At 64.3% G+C, this 17,759-nt stretch carries 13 protein-coding genes; all 13 read left to right on the top strand.

From position 1 onward, the window contains the following. Positions 1 to 44: 44 nt before the first annotated feature. The 13 genes from BMI90_RS14030 (at position 45) to nirD (ending at position 17,726) form a co-directional block, all read left to right on the top strand. Complete coding sequence (locus BMI90_RS14030; RefSeq protein ID WP_078530111.1) at positions 45 to 1,097, top strand: UDP-glucuronic acid decarboxylase family protein; 1,053 nt, start codon at positions 45 to 47, stop codon at positions 1,095 to 1,097. Further along, entirely contained in the window at positions 1,094 to 2,068 is a 975-nt protein-coding gene (gene galE, locus BMI90_RS14025) for a UDP-glucose 4-epimerase GalE (protein ID WP_078530110.1), read from the top strand. The genes BMI90_RS14030 and galE overlap by 4 nt, the downstream gene beginning before the upstream one ends. A gap of 82 nt (positions 2,069 to 2,150) precedes the next feature. Next, positions 2,151 to 3,392, top strand: coding sequence for an aminopeptidase (locus BMI90_RS14020; protein ID WP_078530109.1), 1,242 nt, complete (start codon positions 2,151 to 2,153; stop codon positions 3,390 to 3,392). A 158-nt stretch (positions 3,393 to 3,550) separates the two neighbouring features. Then, positions 3,551 to 4,135 (top strand): ANTAR domain-containing protein, encoded by a 585-nt coding sequence (locus BMI90_RS14015; RefSeq protein ID WP_078530108.1) that lies wholly within the window; start codon positions 3,551 to 3,553, stop codon positions 4,133 to 4,135. Then, complete coding sequence (locus BMI90_RS14010; protein ID WP_078530107.1) at positions 4,132 to 5,307, top strand: CmpA/NrtA family ABC transporter substrate-binding protein; 1,176 nt, start codon at positions 4,132 to 4,134, stop codon at positions 5,305 to 5,307. Before BMI90_RS14015 ends, BMI90_RS14010 begins: the two co-directional genes overlap by 4 nt. Positions 5,308 to 5,590: 283 nt before the next feature. Continuing rightward, positions 5,591 to 6,952: a CmpA/NrtA family ABC transporter substrate-binding protein gene (locus tag BMI90_RS14005; protein WP_078530106.1), complete on the top strand. Its 1,362-nt coding sequence runs from the start codon at positions 5,591 to 5,593 to the stop codon at positions 6,950 to 6,952. A 79-nt stretch (positions 6,953 to 7,031) separates the two neighbouring features. Continuing rightward, positions 7,032 to 8,117, top strand: a complete 1,086-nt coding sequence (locus BMI90_RS14000; protein WP_078530105.1) for an ABC transporter permease — start codon at positions 7,032 to 7,034, stop codon at positions 8,115 to 8,117. Positions 8,118 to 8,122: 5 nt separating this feature from the next. Beyond that, entirely contained in the window at positions 8,123 to 9,784 is a 1,662-nt protein-coding gene (locus BMI90_RS13995) for an ABC transporter ATP-binding protein (RefSeq protein WP_078530200.1), read from the top strand. Continuing rightward, positions 9,784 to 11,028, top strand: a complete 1,245-nt coding sequence (locus BMI90_RS13990) for an FAD-dependent oxidoreductase (protein WP_078530199.1) — start codon at positions 9,784 to 9,786, stop codon at positions 11,026 to 11,028. The genes BMI90_RS13995 and BMI90_RS13990 overlap by 1 nt, the downstream gene beginning before the upstream one ends. A gap of 7 nt (positions 11,029 to 11,035) precedes the next feature. Further along, positions 11,036 to 13,702, top strand: coding sequence for a nitrate reductase (locus tag BMI90_RS13985; protein WP_078530104.1), 2,667 nt, complete (start codon positions 11,036 to 11,038; stop codon positions 13,700 to 13,702). A gap of 13 nt (positions 13,703 to 13,715) precedes the next feature. Next, entirely contained in the window at positions 13,716 to 14,522 is an 807-nt protein-coding gene (cobA, locus tag BMI90_RS13980; protein WP_146671296.1) for a uroporphyrinogen-III C-methyltransferase, read from the top strand. 436 nt (positions 14,523 to 14,958) lie between these two features. Further along, on the top strand, positions 14,959 to 17,409 hold the full coding sequence (gene nirB / locus BMI90_RS13975; RefSeq protein ID WP_078530103.1) for a nitrite reductase large subunit NirB: 2,451 nt from the start codon (positions 14,959 to 14,961) through the stop codon (positions 17,407 to 17,409). Continuing rightward, positions 17,406 to 17,726 (top strand): nitrite reductase small subunit NirD, encoded by a 321-nt coding sequence (gene nirD / locus BMI90_RS13970; RefSeq protein WP_078530102.1) that lies wholly within the window; start codon positions 17,406 to 17,408, stop codon positions 17,724 to 17,726. The genes nirB and nirD overlap by 4 nt, the downstream gene beginning before the upstream one ends. Positions 17,727 to 17,759: the final 33 nt, after the last annotated feature.

The following is a 17,759-nucleotide window of genomic DNA, read 5'->3' as shown; positions in this document are numbered from 1 at the left end:
GACGGGTCAGGTGGGCAAGGCCCGAGGTGTTGGAAGGGGTAAGAATGTCAGCCGAAAAAGAATTCGTTCCGCCTTTTGTCAGTGGGGCTGGGGCGCTGTCGGGTGCTCAGGCGTATCGCCGCACAGTACTCATCGCGGGCGGAGCGGGCTTCATCGGGTCCAATCTTTCGCGGCGTCTGCTGGCGCAGGGCGACCGGGTGATCTGCATCGACAATCTTGAAACGGGACGTAGCGCCAATATCGAAGGGCTGATCCCCAATCCCGGCTTCGCCTTCTTCCTGCATGATATCGTGGAGCCCTTCACGGTGAAGGGGCCGGTGGACCGGATCTACAACCTTGCCTGTCCGGCCTCGCCGCCGAAATATCAGCGTGATCCGGTGCATACGCTCAAGACCTCTTTCATCGGGGCGCTGAACCTGCTCGCGATTGCCGAGAAGAAAAATGCGCGGATCCTGCAAAGCTCGACCTCCGAAGTTTACGGCGACCCCGACATCTCGCCTCAGCCCGAGAGCTATCGCGGTCTGGTCAACACGGTCGGCCCGCGCGCCTGCTATGACGAGGGCAAGCGCGCCACCGAAACGCTGTTTTACGAAAGCCACCGCCAGACCCATGTCGATGTGCGCATCGCGCGGATCTTCAACACGTACGGGCCGCGTATGGACCCGGAGGACGGGCGCGTGGTGTCGAATTTCGTCGTGCAGGCGCTGACGGGCCAGCCGCTCACGGTCTATGGCGAGGGCGAGCAGACCCGGTCCTTCTGCTATATAGAGGATATGCTCGTCGGTCTGACGTCACTGATGGAGGCCGATGAACTGGAGCCGACGATCTTCGATCCGATGAACCTCGGCAATCCGCATGAGTTCACCATGCTCGAACTGGCCGATCTCGTGCTTCATCTGACAGGGGCGAAGGTGAAACGCGAGTTCCATCCGCTGCCCAAGGACGACCCGCTTCAGCGCCGCCCGGACATCACGCGGGCGAAGACGCTTCTGGGGTGGGAGCCGAAAGTGCCGCTCCATGACGGGCTTATCCCGACGATCGAGTATTTCCGCGAGGAGATCGATATGGCGCAGCAGCGCATCGGCGGCGTGGCATGAGCAAACCGAAGATCCTCGTGACAGGGGGGGCGGGCTATATCGGCTCGCATTGCTGCAAGGCGCTGGCAAAGGCCGGGCGCGAGCCGGTGGTCTATGACGATCTTTCGCGTGGCCATGCGGATGCGGTGCGCTGGGGGCCGCTGGTGGTGGGCGACATGCGCGACCGTGCGCTACTCGAGAAAACGCTGGCCGAGCATCGGATCGGCGCGGTGATCCATTTCGCGGCGCTTGCCTATGTCGGCGAGAGCGTGGGCGCGCCCGAGCACTATTACGACGTGAACCTCGGGGGCATGACCGCGCTGCTGGAGGCGGTCGAAGCGGTGGGGATCGACAAGATCGTGTTCTCGTCGAGCTGCGCGACCTATGGCACACCCGACCGCCTGCCGATCTCGGAGGACCTGCCGCAGGCTCCGATCAACCCTTACGGCCGCACCAAGCTCGTCTGCGAATGGATGTTGCAAGATGCTCAGGTCGCACATCGGCTGCGCTTTGCCGCGCTGCGCTATTTCAACGCCGCCGGGGCCGACCCAGAGGGCGAGATCGGGGAACGTCATGACCCCGAGACCCATCTGATCCCGCTGGTGCTGATGGCGGCCTCGGGGCAGGCAGGGCCGGTGAAGATCTTCGGCACCGATTATCCCACGCCCGATGGCACCTGTATCCGCGACTATATCCATGTCGACGATCTGGCCCGCGCGCATCTGCTCGCGCTCGATCACCTCGAGGCGGGAGGCGAGAGCGTGAAGCTCAACCTCGGCACCGGGCGTGGCGCGTCGATCCACGAGGTGGTGGCCGCGGTGGAGCGGGTGACGGGCCGCAAGGTGCCCCATGAACTGGCCCCGCGCCGTCCCGGCGATCCGGCGGAGCTGACAGCCGACCCGTCCAAGGCGGCCGAGGTGCTGGGCTTCACCGCACGTTACCGCGATCTCGACGAGATCGTGGCCCATGCAGCGCCATGGTTCGGCCTCTAACCGCCCGACCAGCCGCCAGCCGGGCTTGAGCCTGCCGCAAGGACCTCTATCTTGCCCCTCAAAGGCAAATCAGGAGGCAGACATGGCAAGCGATCCGATCGACGCGAAAACCCTCGACAAGCTCGCGCAGGTCGCGGTGAAGGTGGGGCTCAACCTGCAACCGGGCCAGGATCTGGTGCTGACCGCGCCGGTCGAGGCGCTGCCACTCGTGCGCAAGATCGCCGCCGAGGCGTACCGCGCGGGGGCATCGACCTTCACCCCGATCCTCAGCGATGGCGAGATCACGCTGGCGCGGTTCGAGAACGCCCATGACGACAGTTTCGATCACGCGCCGGGCTGGCTCTACAAGGGCATGGCCGAGGCCTATGCCGGGGGCGCGGCACGCATGGCGATCGTGGGCGAAGATCCGATGCTGCTGGCCGAGCAGGATCCCGAGAAGGTCGCGCGCGCCGGCAAGGCCAATTCGATCGCCTATAAGCCCGCGCTCGAGAAGATCTCGAATTTCGACATCAACTGGTCGATCGTGAGCTACCCGACCGCCGCCTGGGCGAAGCGCGTCTTCCCCGACCTGCCCGAAACAGAGGCGGTGGCGAAACTGGCCGCTGCGATCTTTGCCGCCTCGCGTGCCGATCAGCCCGATCCGGTCGCGGCCTGGGAGGCGCATAATGCGGCGCTGCGTACGCGCACTGAATGGCTCAACACCCAGCGGTTTGCCGCGCTCCATTTTCAGGGCGGCGGCACCGATCTGACGGTGGGGCTTGCCGATGACCACGAATGGAACGGCGGGGCCTCGACGGCGAATAACGGCGTCACCTGCAACGCCAACATCCCCACCGAGGAGGTCTTCACCACGCCTCATGCCAAGAAGGTCGAAGGCGTCGTGCGTGCGACCAAGCCGCTCTCGCATCAGGGCAGCCTGATCGAAAATATCGAGATGCGTTTCGAAGGCGGCCGCGCCGTCGAGGCGAAAGCCAGCCGGGGCGAGGCGGTCCTGCAAAAGCTCCTCGATACCGACGAGGGCGCGCGCCATTTGGGCGAGGTGGCGCTGGTGCCGCATGGCTCGCCAATCTCGCAATCGGGGTTGTTGTTCTACAACACGCTTTATGACGAGAACGCCGCTTGCCATATCGCGATGGGCCAGTGCTATTCGAAATGCTTCGTCGGCGGGGGCGAGATGAGCCCCGAGGAAATCGCCGCGAAAGGGGGTAACAGCTCGATGATCCATGTCGACTGGATGATCGGCGGGCCCGAGACCGATATCGACGGGATCACCGCCGATGGCGCCCGCGTGCCGGTTTTCCGCAAGGGCGAATGGGCCGTTTGAGGTTTTCCCAGCTCTGACTGAAAAACGGGCGCATCCTTTCGGGTGCGCCCATTTTTTTGGCGCGACTGCTTCTGCCGGTTATTCTGCTGCACTGCGGAAAGCGGCGAGATTGCCGGGTGTGGGCTGAACCCTCTACCGCTGGGCGCGAAGAGGGTGCCATGTCGAAGAAATTGTCCATCGTCGTCGTCGAAGCCGAGCCCGAGCGAGCCGCCCTGATCGAGGCGAGCCTGCGCGAGGCGGGCGATTTCGAGATTGCTGTGATTGCCGAGACGGCCGGGCTCGCCCGACGCATTTCCGAGCGCAACCCGGACGTCGTGCTGATCGACATGGCCAACCCCTCGCGCGATATGCTCGAAGAGATGGCGCTGGCCTCGGGGCCGCTTGAGCGGCCCGTGGCAATGTTCGTTGATCGAGAAGACGAGGGAATGACCAAGGCCGCGATCGACGCGGGCGTGTCGGCCTATGTCGTGGCCGGGCTGCGTGCGGACCGGATCAAGCCGATCCTGGACGCCGCGGTGGCGCGCTTTCACATGATCCACCGGATGCGGGCGGAACTCGCCGCGACCAAACGTGCGCTGGAAGAGCGCAAGGTGATCGACCGTGCCAAGGGTTTGTTGATGAAGGCGCGCGGCGTCGACGAGGATGCGGCCTATGCGCTGCTGCGCAAAACGGCGATGGATCAGGGAAAGCGTGTGGCCGAAGTGGCGCAGGCGCTGGTTACGGCGGCGGGGCTTCTGGCATGAGTGGCGCGCCGATCTCTGTCGGGTTCATCCCACTCGTTGATGCCGCACCGCTGATCATCGCGCGCGAAATCGGGTTTGCCGAGGAAGAGGGGCTCGACCTCAAACTTGCGCCCGCGCCGAGCTGGTCGACCCTGCGCGACCGCCTCGCAATGGGGCAGATCGAGGCGGCGCATATGCTCTTCCCGATGCCGGTCGCGGCGGCGCTGGGGCTCGGGGGCTTTGGCACCAGGATCGACATTCTTCTGGTTCTCTCGCTCAATGGAAATTCCATTGGCGTATCGCGCGCCCTTGCCGAGAAAATTCGCGCCAACGGGTACGAGTTCGATTTTACCTGCGCCAAACGGGCGGGGGAGGCGCTGATCGCAGCGCTTGACGGGCCGCTGCGCATCGGCGTGCCGTTCCCGTTCTCGATGCATGCAGAGATGCTCTATCACTGGCTTGGTGCGCTGGGGCTGAAAGCGCCGCAGGATCTCGATGTGCGTACCGTGCCGCCGCCGCTGATGGCCGAGGCTTTGGCCGCAGGCGAGATCGACGCCTTCTGCGTGGGCGCCCCCTGGGGCTCGATCGCAGTCGAAACCGGGGTTGGCGAGCTGCTTCTGCCAGGAACCGCGATCCGGGCCAACGCGCCCGAGAAGGTTTTGGCCGTGCGTCACGACTGGGCCGAGGCGGAACCGGGTCTCACACGGCGCCTGATGCGTGCCACCTGGCTTGCGGGGCGCTGGCTTGCACGGCCCGAGAATCGCGGCACTGCAGCTGAAATCCTTGCGCTGCACGAATATCTCGACCTGCCCGCCGAACTGATCGAGCGGTCTCTGACGGGGGAGCTGATAATCTCGCAGCGCGGCGAGCTGCGTCGCGTCAGCGGCTATCTGGAGTTCTTCGAGGGGGCTGCGGCCTATCCCTGGGCGTCGCAGGCGGCGCTGGTCGCGTCGCGTCTCGCCGCTCGGATGGGGCTTGGTCGGGAAGAAGCGATGGCGGCCGCGCGTGCGATCTGCCGGACCGATCTCTACCGCCGCAACCTTGCGGATCTGGGAGCCGAAATGCCCGGCGCGCGCGAGAAGATCGAAGGCGCAATGACCGAGCCGACCGCAGTCGCCACGCAATCCGGCAAGCTGATTCTGTCACCGGATGCGTTTTTCGACGGCTGGATTTTTGATCCCTCAAATCCCTGACGGTGAAAATTTGGGCAAATAAAACGGCCCGCGAAAAATTCGGCCCTTTTGCGGGTGCAGAAATTTCCAAGGTCGTTGACGCCGCAGCTGCACAATGGGATTCTTGACTTATCGAGGCAAGGTCGTCTCGACGAAGACATTCATAGCCGCGCGCTGCAGCGTGGCTTCGGGCAAAGCCGCTCGATCTTAGCGCAGACTTCCACTCCTCCTCCCTGGAAGCGCGCCTGGATCGGGCGGTTTTTTCATTTTCGACGCAAAAATGACGACACAGGGACAGTGAACAATGAAAAAGCTTCTGGCAGCTATCGCTACCACGACGATCTTGAGCGCTCCGGCCTTCGCAGAGATGCTTGATGTCGAGAAGGACGAGCTGAAATTCGGCTTCATCAAGCTTACCGACATGGCGCCGCTCGCAGTGGCCTATGAGAAGGGCTATTTCGAGGATGAGGGCCTTTTCGTCACGCTCGAGCCGCAGGCGAACTGGAAGGTTCTGCTGGATCGCGTGATCGACGGCGAACTTGACGGGGCACATATGCTGGCCGGTCAGCCGCTGGCCGCGACCATCGGCTTCGGCACCAAGGCCCATGTCATCACGCCCTTCTCGATGGATCTCAACGGCAACGGCATCACCGTGTCGAACGAGGTCTGGGAAGAAATGAAGAAGAACATCCCCGTCGACGCCGAAGGCAAGCCGGTCCACCCGATCTCGGCCTCTGCGCTCAAGCCGGTTGTCGAAAGCTACCGCGCCGCCGGCAAGCCCTTCAACATGGGCATGGTCTTCCCGGTTTCGACCCACAATTACGAGTTGCGCTACTGGCTGGCGGCCGGTGGCCTGGAGCCGGGCTACTACTCGCCCGATGACGTGTCGGGTCAGATCGGCGCCGACGTGCTGCTCTCGGTGACCCCGCCGCCGCAGATGCCCGCGACCCTCGAGGCCGGCACGATCTACGGCTATTGCGTGGGCGAGCCGTGGAACCAGCAGGCCGTCTTCAAGGGGATCGGCGTTCCGGTCATCACCGATTACGAGATCTGGAAGAACAATCCCGAGAAAGTCTTCGGCATCACCGCCGAATTCGCCGAGGAAAATCCGAACACGACCCTCGCCATCACCAAGGCGCTGATCCGCGCCGCGATGTGGCTCGATGAGAACGACAACGCCAACCGCCCCGAGGCGGTCGAGATCCTCGCCAAGTCGGAATATGTCGGCGCGGATGCGGAAGTCATCGCGAACTCGATGACCGGCACCTTCGAATACGAGAAGGGCGACAAGCGCGACGTTCCCGATTTCAACGTCTTCTTCCGCTACTACGCGACCTATCCCTACTACTCGGACGCGGTGTGGTATCTCACCCAGATGCGCCGCTGGGGCCAGATCTCCGACAGCCAGCCCGACAGCTGGTATGACGAGGTCGCCAAGTCCGTCTACAAGCCCGAGATCTACCTGAAGGCTGCGCAGATGCTGGTCGAGGAAGGCATCGCGGACAAGGCGGATTTCCCTTGGGATACCGATGGTTACCGGGATCCGACGTCCGATATCATCGACGGCGTCGAGTATAACGGCCGCACTCCCAACGCTTATATCGACAGCCTGCCGATCGGCCTGAAATCCGGTCAGAAAGTGGTCGGAAACAAGGTCGAGGGCTAAGCCCTGACCCCCACGGGCGAGGCCCCGACCTGCCTCGCCCGCCTTTTTCAACTCTCTCGCCCATCAAGGACGCACAGCCATGACCGCCATCGACCCTGACGCCCTGAACGCGCAAGAGGCCCGCGAGGCCCGTCGCGAACGTCTCTTCACCCGTATCAACAAGGCCGATGGCTGGTTCAAGGTACTCGGCCTGAGCTGGGTCACGCCGATCCTGCGCGCCTTCGCGGGCGACAATCCCAAGACGCAGATGAAGGAGATCTGGCAGCTCCTGGGCGTGCCTGTCACCGCGATCGTTCTGTTTCTCGCCGCCTGGGCAACGCTGGCGCCGAAGGTGCAGACCTCGCTTGGCGCGATCCCGGGGCCGGCACAGGTCTGGGAGCAGGTGGGCGTTCTCTATCAGGACCATGCCGACGAACGCGCCAAGGCCGCGGCCTTTTACGAGCGTCAGGAAGTGCGCAACGAAAAGCTCGTCGCCGACGGCAAAGCCGACCGCGTGAAATGGCGCGATTACACTGGCAAGCCGACCTATTTCGATCAGATCTGGACCTCGATCAAGACGGTGTTCTTCGGTTTCGCGCTCGGTACCATCATCGCTGTTCCGCTGGGCATCATGGCGGGTCTGTCGAAGACGGCGAATGCGGCGATGAACCCGCTGATCCAGATCTTCAAGCCGGTCTCGCCGTTGGCGTGGCTGCCGATCGTGACCATGGTCGTCTCGGCGGTCTACACCACCTCGGACGGCATGTTCTCGAAGAGCTTCCTTGTCTCGGCGATCACGGTGACGCTGTGCTCGCTCTGGCCCACGATCATCAACACAGCGCTTGGCGTGGCTTCGATCGACAAGGATCTGGTGAACGTCTCGAAGGTGCTCAAGATGAACACCTGGACCAAGATCACCAAACTGGTGCTGCCCTCGGCGCTGCCGCTCATCTTCACCGGACTGCGTCTGTCGCTCGGTGTGGGCTGGATGGTGCTGATCGCGGCGGAAATGCTCGCGCAGAACCCCGGTCTTGGCAAATTCGTCTGGGACGAGTTCCAGAACGGCTCCTCCAGCTCGCTCGCCAAGATCATGGTCGCGGTCTTCACCATCGGCATCATCGGCTTCATCCTCGATCGCCTGATGTTCGCGATCCAGTCGATGTTCACCTTCTCGAATAACCGGTGATCGCCATGGATATCCTCGAATTCGACAATGTCTCCAAGAGCTTCGGCGAAGGCGCGGAACGCACCGACGTGCTGAAGAACGTGAACCTCAAAGTCGAGGAGGGCGAGTTTCTCGTGCTCCTGGGCTTCTCCGGTACCGGGAAGACGACGCTGGTGAACCTGATGGCCGGTCTCGAGATGCCCAGCCGGGGCGAGGTTCGCTTCAAGGGCAAGCGGATCACCGGTCCGGGCCCCGAGCGCGGCGTGATCTTCCAGAACTACTCGCTGATGCCGTGGCTGACGGTGGACGCCAATGTCGGCCTCGCCGTCGACACGATCTTTCCGAACCTGTCCAGGAAAGAGCGTCAGGAAAAGGTTGATCATTACGTGCAGATGGTGGGGCTTGCCCATGCCAAGGCCCGCCGTCCGGCCGAGCTTTCGGGCGGCATGCGCCAGCGGGTGAACGTCGCCCGCGCGCTTGCGATGAACCCCGAGATGCTGCTCCTCGACGAACCGCTCTCCGCGCTCGACGCGCTGACGCGGGCGAACCTTGCCGACGAGATCGAGCATATCTGGGAAGCCGATAAGAAGACCTGCGTGCTCATCACCAACGATGTGGACGAGGCGATTGTGCTTGCCGACCGAATCATAGCGCTCAACCCCGATGGCACGCTGGGCGAGGAGTTCAAGGTCACGATCCCCCGTCCGCGTGACCGGGGGGCGATGAACCACGATCCCGAATTCAAGCGCCTGCGCGCCGGCGTCACCAATTACCTGATGGATGTGGGGATGCAGGCCAAGGCCGAGGGCAAGCGCCTGCTGCCGGACGTGGTGCCGCTGCATGCGCTGCCCAAGGCGGTGTCGGAGGCCGCGCGCTCGGCGCTCGAAGACAAATATCTCGAATATTCGCAGCTCCATAAGATCTATCCGACCCCGAAAGGGCCGCTGACCGTCGTCGAGGATTTCAACCTCACCCTGAAGAAGGGCGAGTTCGTCTCGCTGATCGGGCATTCGGGCTGCGGGAAATCGACCGTTCTCACGATGACTGCGGGGCTCAACGATGTGTCGAAAGGCGGCATCAAGCTCGACGGTTTCGAAGTGAAGGGCGCCGACCCGGAGCGCGCCGTGGTGTTCCAGTCGCCCTCGCTCTTCCCCTGGCTGACGGCGCGCGAGAACGTGGCGGTCGGTGTCGACAAGGTCTATCCCAAGGCGTCGCGCGCCGAGCGTCAGGACGTGATCGACTACTATCTGGAGCGCGTGGGGCTTGGCGATGCGATGGACAAGCCCGCCTCCGAGATGTCGAACGGGATGCGCCAGCGTGTCGGTATCGCGCGCGCCTTCGCCCTTTCGCCCAAGCTGCTCCTTCTCGACGAGCCCTTCGGGATGCTCGACAGCCTGACCCGCTGGGAGCTGCAAGAGGTGCTGATGGAGGTGTGGAGCCGCACCAAGGTCACCGCCGTCTGCGTGACCCATGACGTCGACGAGGCGATCTTGCTGGCCGACCGCGTCGTGATGATGACGAACGGGCCGCGCGCCACGATCGGCAAGATCACCGAGGTCGACCTGCCGCGTCCGCGCACCCGCAAGGCGCTTCTCGAGCACCCCGACTACTATACCTATCGCGAGGAAATCCTGAATTTCCTCGAGGAATACGAGCACGGCGCTCACAAGAAGAAGGATGCTGCATGATGGCTGAGCGGCTCGTCATCATCGGCGCCGGCATGGCGGCAGGCCGGCTTCTCGACCATCTCACCGAGGAAGCGCCCGGCCGCTATGATATCACGCTCTTCAATGCCGAGCCGCGCGGCACCTATAACCGCATCATGCTCTCGCCCGTGCTGGCGGGCGAGACGCGCTATGACGAGATCGTCACCCATGATGACGCCTGGTATGCGCGCCACGCGATCACCTGCCGCTTCGGCGAACGGGTGAGCGGGATCGACCGCGCCGCGAAGCGCGTCCACGCGCCCGGCGGCGATGTGCCTTATGACCATCTGGTGATCGCGACTGGCTCGAGTCCGGTCATGTTGCCCCTGCCGGGGGCCGATCTGACTGGCGTGATCGGCTATCGCGATTTCGAGGATACCGAGGCGATGATCGCCGCGGCCTCGCGGGGAGGCCGTGCCGTCGTCATCGGCGGTGGGCTGCTGGGGCTCGAGGCAGCCGCGGGCCTTGCCGCGCGCGGCATGGAGGTGAGCGTCGTTCATCTCATGGGGCACCTGATGGAGCGCCAAATCGATCCCGCCGCCGGGTTCTTGCTGCGCAAGGCGCTCAACGATCGCGGCATCCGCGTGGTCTGCAGCGCGGTCTCGAAGGAAATCGCCGGTGAGAATGGCCATGTCCGCGCGCTGATCCTAGAGGACGGGACCGAACTGCCCTGCGATCTTCTGGTCATGGCGGTGGGCATCCGCCCGACCACGGCGCTTGCAAAAGAGGCAGGGCTCGAGGTGGGTCGCGGCATCCTTGTCGATGATCAGCTCCACAGCTCCGACCCCGCGATCTACGCCCTTGGCGAATGTGTCGAGCATGACGGCCAGCTTTTCGGGCTCGTCGCGCCGCTCTTCGATCAGGCCCGCGTGCTTGCCGATGTGCTGCAGGGCCGCGAGGCCGCGTTCACCCCGCCTGAAGTCTCGACGAAGCTCAAGGTCACGGGCTGCGATATCTTCTCGGCGGGAGATTTCGCGCCGGCAGAGACCCGCGAGGAAATCGTGCTCAGCGATCCCGCGCGCGGCACCTACCGCCGGCTCGTGCTCGAAGAGGGTCGCCTGAAAGGTGCGGTCTTCTATGGCGACAGCCGCGATTCCGGCTGGTTTCGCGATTTGATCCGAACCGGTGCCGATGTCAGCGCTCTGCGCGAGACGCTGATCTTCGGCCCCGCTGACCCGCAACCTCTGCCAGCGCCTTATGGCGGGCTGTGCAGCCTGACCGCGTGAGGCCCCGATGACCGATGTCTCTTCCCTCGATCTGCGCCGCGGCGCGCGTGCCTGCGCTGTGCGCACGACCTGCCCTTATTGCGGTGTGGGCTGCGGCGTGCTGGCCGAACCGGACGGGCAGGGCGGTCTGAAAATCCGGGGCGACAAGGCGCACCCGGCCAATGAGGGCAAGCTCTGCTCGAAAGGCTCGGCACTGGGCGATACTGTCGCACTCGATGACCGGCTGCTTGCGCCGCAGGTGATGGGACGCGAGGCGAGCTGGGGCGAGGCGCTTGACCTTGTCGCCGCGAAATTCGCCGCAAGTATCCGCGAGCACGGGCCCGACAGCGTCGCGATGTATGTCTCGGGGCAGCTTCTGACGGAAGATTACTACGTCGCCAACAAGCTGATGAAGGGCTATGTCGGCACCGCCAATATCGACACCAATTCGCGCCTGTGCATGGCCTCTTCGGTTGCAGGCCACCGCCGCGCTTTCGGCACCGACACCGTGCCCGGCCTCTATGCCGATTGGGAAGAGGCTGATCTGGTGGTTCTGACGGGGTCGAACCTCGCCTGGTGTCACCCGGTTCTTTACCAGCGCCTCGCCGCCGCCAAAAAAGCGCGGCCCGAGTTGAAAGTCGTCACCATCGACCCCCGCCGCACCGCGACCACGGATCTCGCCGATTTTCATCTGGCAATCGCGCCGGGGGGGGATGGGGCGCTCTTCAACGGGCTGCTTGCGCGCATCGTCGAGGCTGGTGTCGTCGACAGCGACTATGTTGCGCGCAATGTCTCGGGATTTCCCGAGGCGGTCGCGGCGGCACAGGCGAGCGATCTCGGCATGACCGGGCTGAGCGCGGAGGAACTCGACGCTTTCTATCAGCTCTGGATCGGCAGCGAGAAGGTCGTCACCGTCTACAGCCAGGGCATCAACCAGTCGAGCTCGGGCAGCGACAAGGTCAATGCGATCATCAACTGCCATCTCGCGACGGGCCGGATCGGCAAACCGGGCATGGGGCCCTTCTCGGTCACCGGCCAGCCCAATGCGATGGGCGGGCGCGAGGTAGGCGGTCTGGCGAATATGCTCGCGTGCCATCTCGATATCGAGGAACCCGCGCATCGCGATGCGGTGCAGGGCTTCTGGGTCAGCCCCGAAATGCCCGACAAGCCGGGCCTGAAAGCGGTCGACATGTTCCGTGCGGTCGAGGAGGGGCGGATCAAGGCGCTCTGGATCATCTCGACCAATCCCGCCGTCTCGATGCCCGAAGCCGATCGGGTGCGCGCCGCGATTGAGGGGTGCGATTTCGTTGTCGTCTCGGACATCACTGCGCGCACCGACACCGCGCAGCTCGCCGATGTGCTGCTGCCCGCGACCGGCTGGGGCGAGAAGGACGGCACCGTCACCAATTCCGAGCGCATGATCTCGCGCCAGCGCCGCGTTCTGCCCGCACCCGGTGCGGCCCGGCCCGACTGGCAGATCATCTGCGACGTGGCGGCGCGCATGGGCTGGGGCGAGGCCTTCGCCTATGACGGAGCGGCCGCGATCTTTCGTGAATATGCGGCGCTCTCAGGCGTCGCGGGGGCGCTCGGGCGCGATTTCGATATCTCTGCGCTCGCCGAGATCTCGGACGAAGAATATGAAGCGCTCGCGCCTTTCTGCTGGCCGCAAAGCGCGCGCAAATCGGGCGGGCGTTTCTTCGCGGATGGTCATTTCTACACCAAGGACAACCGCGCCCGGATGTTGCCGATCACGCCCCGCGCGCCGCAATCGCAGCTTAGCGATACCTATCCCTTCCGCTTCAACACCGGCCGCGTGCGCGATCACTGGCACACGATGACGCGCACCGCGAAATCGGCGCGGCTGAGCCAGCACATGGCCGAACCCTATCTGGAGCTGAACCCGGCCGATGCGGCGAAGCTGGGCATCAAACCGGCGCAGCTCGTGAGCGTCGAGAGCCCTGCCGGCACCGCGATCCTGCGCGCGATGGTGAGCGAGCGCATCGGGCGGGGAGAGGTCTTCGCACCGATGCACTGGACCGGTCAGACGGCCTCGGCGGGCCGCATCGACGCTTTGGTCGCGGCCAATACCGATCCGGTCTCGGGCCAGCCCGAGAGCAAGGGCTCGGCAGTCAGTATCACCCCTTTCCCCGCCGCCTGGTACGGGTTCGCGATCGCCGGTGAGGAGATCATGCCGACCAGCCGTTATTGGGCGAAGGCCCGCAGCGCGAAAGGCTGGCGCGTCGAAATGGCTTGCGATGCAGATCCCGAGGATTGGGTCGGTTACGCGCGCGGACTTTTCAATCTGCCCGAGGCCGAGGTGGTGACGCTGCTCGATCCGGCGCGCGGCATTGCCCGCATCGCATTCGTCGCCGAGGGGCAGGTGCTTGCCGCGCTCTTTGCGGCCCCCGAGCCCGTCGCGGTCTCGCGCGCTTTCCTGACGGATCAGATCGGTGCTCAACCGGATCCCGCGCTGATGTCGGGTCGTCCGGGCTCTGACCGCCCCGATCCGGGCGCGACCATCTGCGCCTGTTTCGACATCGGTGTGAACACCATCCTCGCCGCAATCCGCGAGCAGGGCCTGACCTCGGTCGAAAAGATCGGGCTGGCGCTGAAAGCGGGCACGAATTGCGGATCCTGCCGCCCCGAACTCGCAGCCCTGCTGGCGAGCGCCACCCCGGCGCAAGCCGCCGAATGACCGGAGATCAGCCATGACCATGCTTCCTGTCTCGCTCGCCGATGCGTTCCCGACCCCCGATCGCCGCAAGGGCGGGCGGATCTCGCTTGTCGGCGCGGGCCCCGGTGCGGCTGATTTGCTGACCCTGCGCGCGCTCAACCGCCTGCAAGAGGCCGAGATCGTGTTCTACGACCGGTTGGTCGATCCAGACGTGCTCGAGTTCTGCCCCCAGGCGGAACGGATCTATGTCGGCAAGGAGGTCGGTCGTCACGCCTGGCCGCAGGAGAAGATCGACGAGGTCATCGTCGCCGCCGCCCTTCAGGGGCGCCGCGTGGTGCGCCTCAAATCGGGCGATCCGGGTGTGTTCGGACGCGCGACCGAAGAGCTTGCCGCCGCGGCCGAGCACGGTATCCCGATCGAGATCGTCCCGGGCGTCTCGGCGGCTTCCGCAGCCGGCGCCGCCCTCAACCGCTCGTTGACCGAGCGCGGCGCGACCGACCGGCTGGTCTTCGCGACCGCGACCTGCCGCGAGGGGGATGAAACGCCCGAGTGGGTCGAGGTGCTGCGCCCCGGCACGACGCTTGCGCTTTACATGGGGGTGCGCAAGGCCCCGAAGATCGCCGCCGACCTGCTTGCGGCGGGCGTGCCGGGAGAGGTCGAGGTCGAGATCGTCGCCTCCGCCACGACCGTGCGCGAGAAAGTCGCCCGGACCTGCCTGTCGGAATTGGCCGCGACGATCGCACGCGAAGAGATCGCCAATCCCGCGATCATCCTGATACGCTATGCCAAACCGCTCGCGCAAAGCCGGGCAATGGCGGTCGGTGTGGCCGCACAGGCCTGACGCAAATTAAGCCTCATCGTTTCCCCCTCCGGCCGCCTTCCTTCGGGAAGGCGGCTCTTTTTCGAATCGCGCTTGCAGCAGAGAGGGTTAGGCGCCGTTCTCATGGTGCCGCGAAAATGGGCAGCTTCGCCCTGTGCGCAGTCAAACGAGAAGGTCGCGCGACAATTTCGGATCGGCTCCGACGATTTAGCGCAGTTTTCTTTGCAGGTGCAGCATTGAGGGCAGTAATTATGGATTATCAAGTCCTCGGGCATGGCGCCCGGGCTTTCCACCGCAACGGCGCGGTATTTCTCGTCAAGCGCCCCATGAGGGGCACAGCGGCAACGGGGCTGCACCTTCGGATCGCTCGCGATCCGCGGAGATGCACCCGTTTCTTCCTACGCATTCTCCGGACGATTTCGGCCTCGGCCGCCCCAGTCACTCACGGAGACCGCGCATGGAAACGCAGAAACAAAAACTGGTCATCATCGGCAACGGCATGGCGCCGGGGCGGATGCTCGAACATCTCTTCGATCTGACCGACGCTTACGAGGTCACGATCTTCAACGCCGAGCCGCGGGTCAATTACGATCGCATCATGCTCTCGCCGGTGCTCTCGGGCGACAAGAGCTATGCCGACATCATCATTCACGGCCAGGGCTGGTATGACGAGCACGGCATCACCCTCCACAAGGGCGAGAAGGTGGTCGAGATCGACCGCGTCGAGCGCAGGGTGATCTCGGACAAGGGCACTGTCGAACATTACGACAAGCTCGTGATCGCCACCGGTTCGCAGCCGTTCATCATCCCCGTTCCGGGCAAGGATCTGCCGGGCGTGCTCGCCTATCGCGATCTCGACGATACCGAGGCCATGGTCGCGGCGGCCAAGAAGGGCGGCAAGGCGGTGGTGATCGGCGGCGGTCTTCTCGGCCTCGAGGCGGCGGCGGGTCTGCGCCTGCGCGGCATGGAGGTGACCGTGCTGCACCTGATGCCCTCGCTGATGGAGCGCCAGCTCGACGAAGCTTCGGGATACCTGCTGCAGCGTGCGCTCGAAGCGCGCGGGATCGACGTGAAATGCCGCGCCAACACCAAGGCGATCCTTGGCGCCGACAAGGTCGAGGGCGTCGAGCTGGAAGACGGCACCGTGCTTGAAGCCGATCTCGTGGTGATGGCCGTGGGCATCCGTCCCAATTCCGGCCTCGCCAAGGAGGCCGGGATCGAGGTCAATCGCGGCATCGTCACCGACGCGACGATGCGCACCTCCGATCACGCGATCTACGCGCTCGGCGAATGTGCCGAGGTCGATGGCCGCGTCTATGGCCTCGTGGCGCCACTCTACGAGATGGCAAAGGTTGCGGCCCATGCGCTCGCCGGAGAAGAAACCGCCGGGTTCAAGCATTCCGAGACCCCGACCAAGCTCAAGGTCACGGGCTGCGATCTCTACTCGGTGGGAGATTTCGCCGAAGGGGAAGGGCGCGAGGATATCGTTCTGCGCGATGCGCAGCGCGGCAGCTACAAGCGTGTCATTCTCAAGGATAACAAGATCATCGGCGCCGTTCTTTATGGCGATGTGGCCGATGGCGGCTGGTTCAACGAGATGCTGCGTGCCGCGACCGATGTCTCGGACATGCGCGATACGCTGATCTTCGGTCAGGCCCATCAGGGCGGTGGCAGCTTTGATCCCGTGGCGGCAGCCGCGGCCCTGCCGGACGACGCCGAGATCTGCGGCTGCAACGGTATCTGCAAGGGCCAGATCGTCCAGTCGATCACCGACAAGGGCCTCACCGCGTTGAGCGAGGTGCGCGCCCATACCAAGGCTTCGGCCTCCTGCGGTACCTGTGCGAACAATGTCGAGAACCTGCTCAAGGCGGTGCTGGGCGATGCCTTCGAGAAGAAGGCCGAAGGAATGTGTGGTTGCACGCCGCTCGGTCACGGTGAGGTGCGCCGCCTGATCAAGGCCCGCGAGCTCAAGTCGATCCCCGAGGTCATGCAGGAGCTCGAATGGTCGAGCCCCGAGGGCTGCGCCAAGTGCCGCCCCGCGCTGAACTACTACCTCGTCTCGGACTGGCCGGGCGAATACGAAGATGATTACCGCTCGCGTTTCATCAACGAGCGCGTCCACGCCAATATCCAGAAGGACGGCACCTATTCGGTCGTTCCGCGCATCTGGGGCGGCAAGACCTCCGCCGCCGAACTGCGCGCCATCGCCGACATTGCCGAGAAATACGACGTGCCGGAGGTGAAGTTCACCGGCGGCCAGCGTATCGACCTTCTGGGCATCAAGAAAGAAGACCTGCCGGGCATCTGGGCCGATCTGAACGAGCACGGCATGGTCTCGGGCGGCGCCTATACCAAGGGGCTGCGCACGGTGAAGACCTGCGTGGGTCAGGAATGGTGCCGTTTCGGGACGCAGGATTCGATGGGGCTCGGGATCAAGCTCGAGAAATTCCTCTGGGGGTCCTGGACGCCCGCGAAACTCAAGCTCGCCGTCACCGGCTGTCCGCGTAACTGCGCCGAGGCCACCTGCAAGGACATCGGCATCATCTGCGTCGATAGCGGCTATCAGATCGTCTATGGCGGCGCGGCGGGCCTGCATATCCAGGGCACGACCGAGCTTGGCATCGTCGCCACAGAAGAAGAGGTGATCGAGATCACCGCTGCGCTTACCCAGCTCTACCGCGAAGAGGGCTTCTATCTCGAGCGGATCTACAAATGGGCCGATCGCGTCGGCTACGACCGGATCAAAACCATCGTGCTCGAGGACAAGGAGGCGCGCCGCGAGTTGCACGACCGCTTCGTCTTCTCCCAGAAATTCGCGCAAGTGGACCCCTGGGCCGAGCGCGTCGCGGGCAAGGACGCCCACGAATTCAAACCTATGGCAGAATTCAAGCTGGAGGCAGCGGAATGAACGCGCAAGTCGAAAACTGGGTCGCGATCGGCCCGCTCTCCGAAATTCCCCGCCAGGGCTCGCGCCGCGTGCTCTGGGGGCAGATCAAGATCGCGGTGTTCCGCATGTCGGATGACCGTGTCTACGCACTCGAGGACAAGTGCCCGCACAAGAACGGGCCCCTGAGCGAAGGGATCGTGCATGAAGGCTGTGTCACATGCCCGCTCCATAACTGGGTGATCTCGCTCGAGACGGGCGCCGCACAGGGCGCAGACGAGGGCCAAACCCGTACTTTCCCCGTCAGGGTCGAGGACGACACCGTCCTGATCGCATTCTGACGGCCTCCCACCACATCCAACATCGAGGGACGC

It is taken from the genome of Thioclava sp. L04-15 (assembly GCF_002020275.1).
Taxonomy (GTDB): Bacteria; Pseudomonadota; Alphaproteobacteria; order Rhodobacterales; family Rhodobacteraceae; genus Thioclava; species Thioclava marina.
The sequence above is the reverse complement of the archived record's forward strand: the minus strand, read 5'-3'. Positions and strand labels throughout refer to the sequence as shown.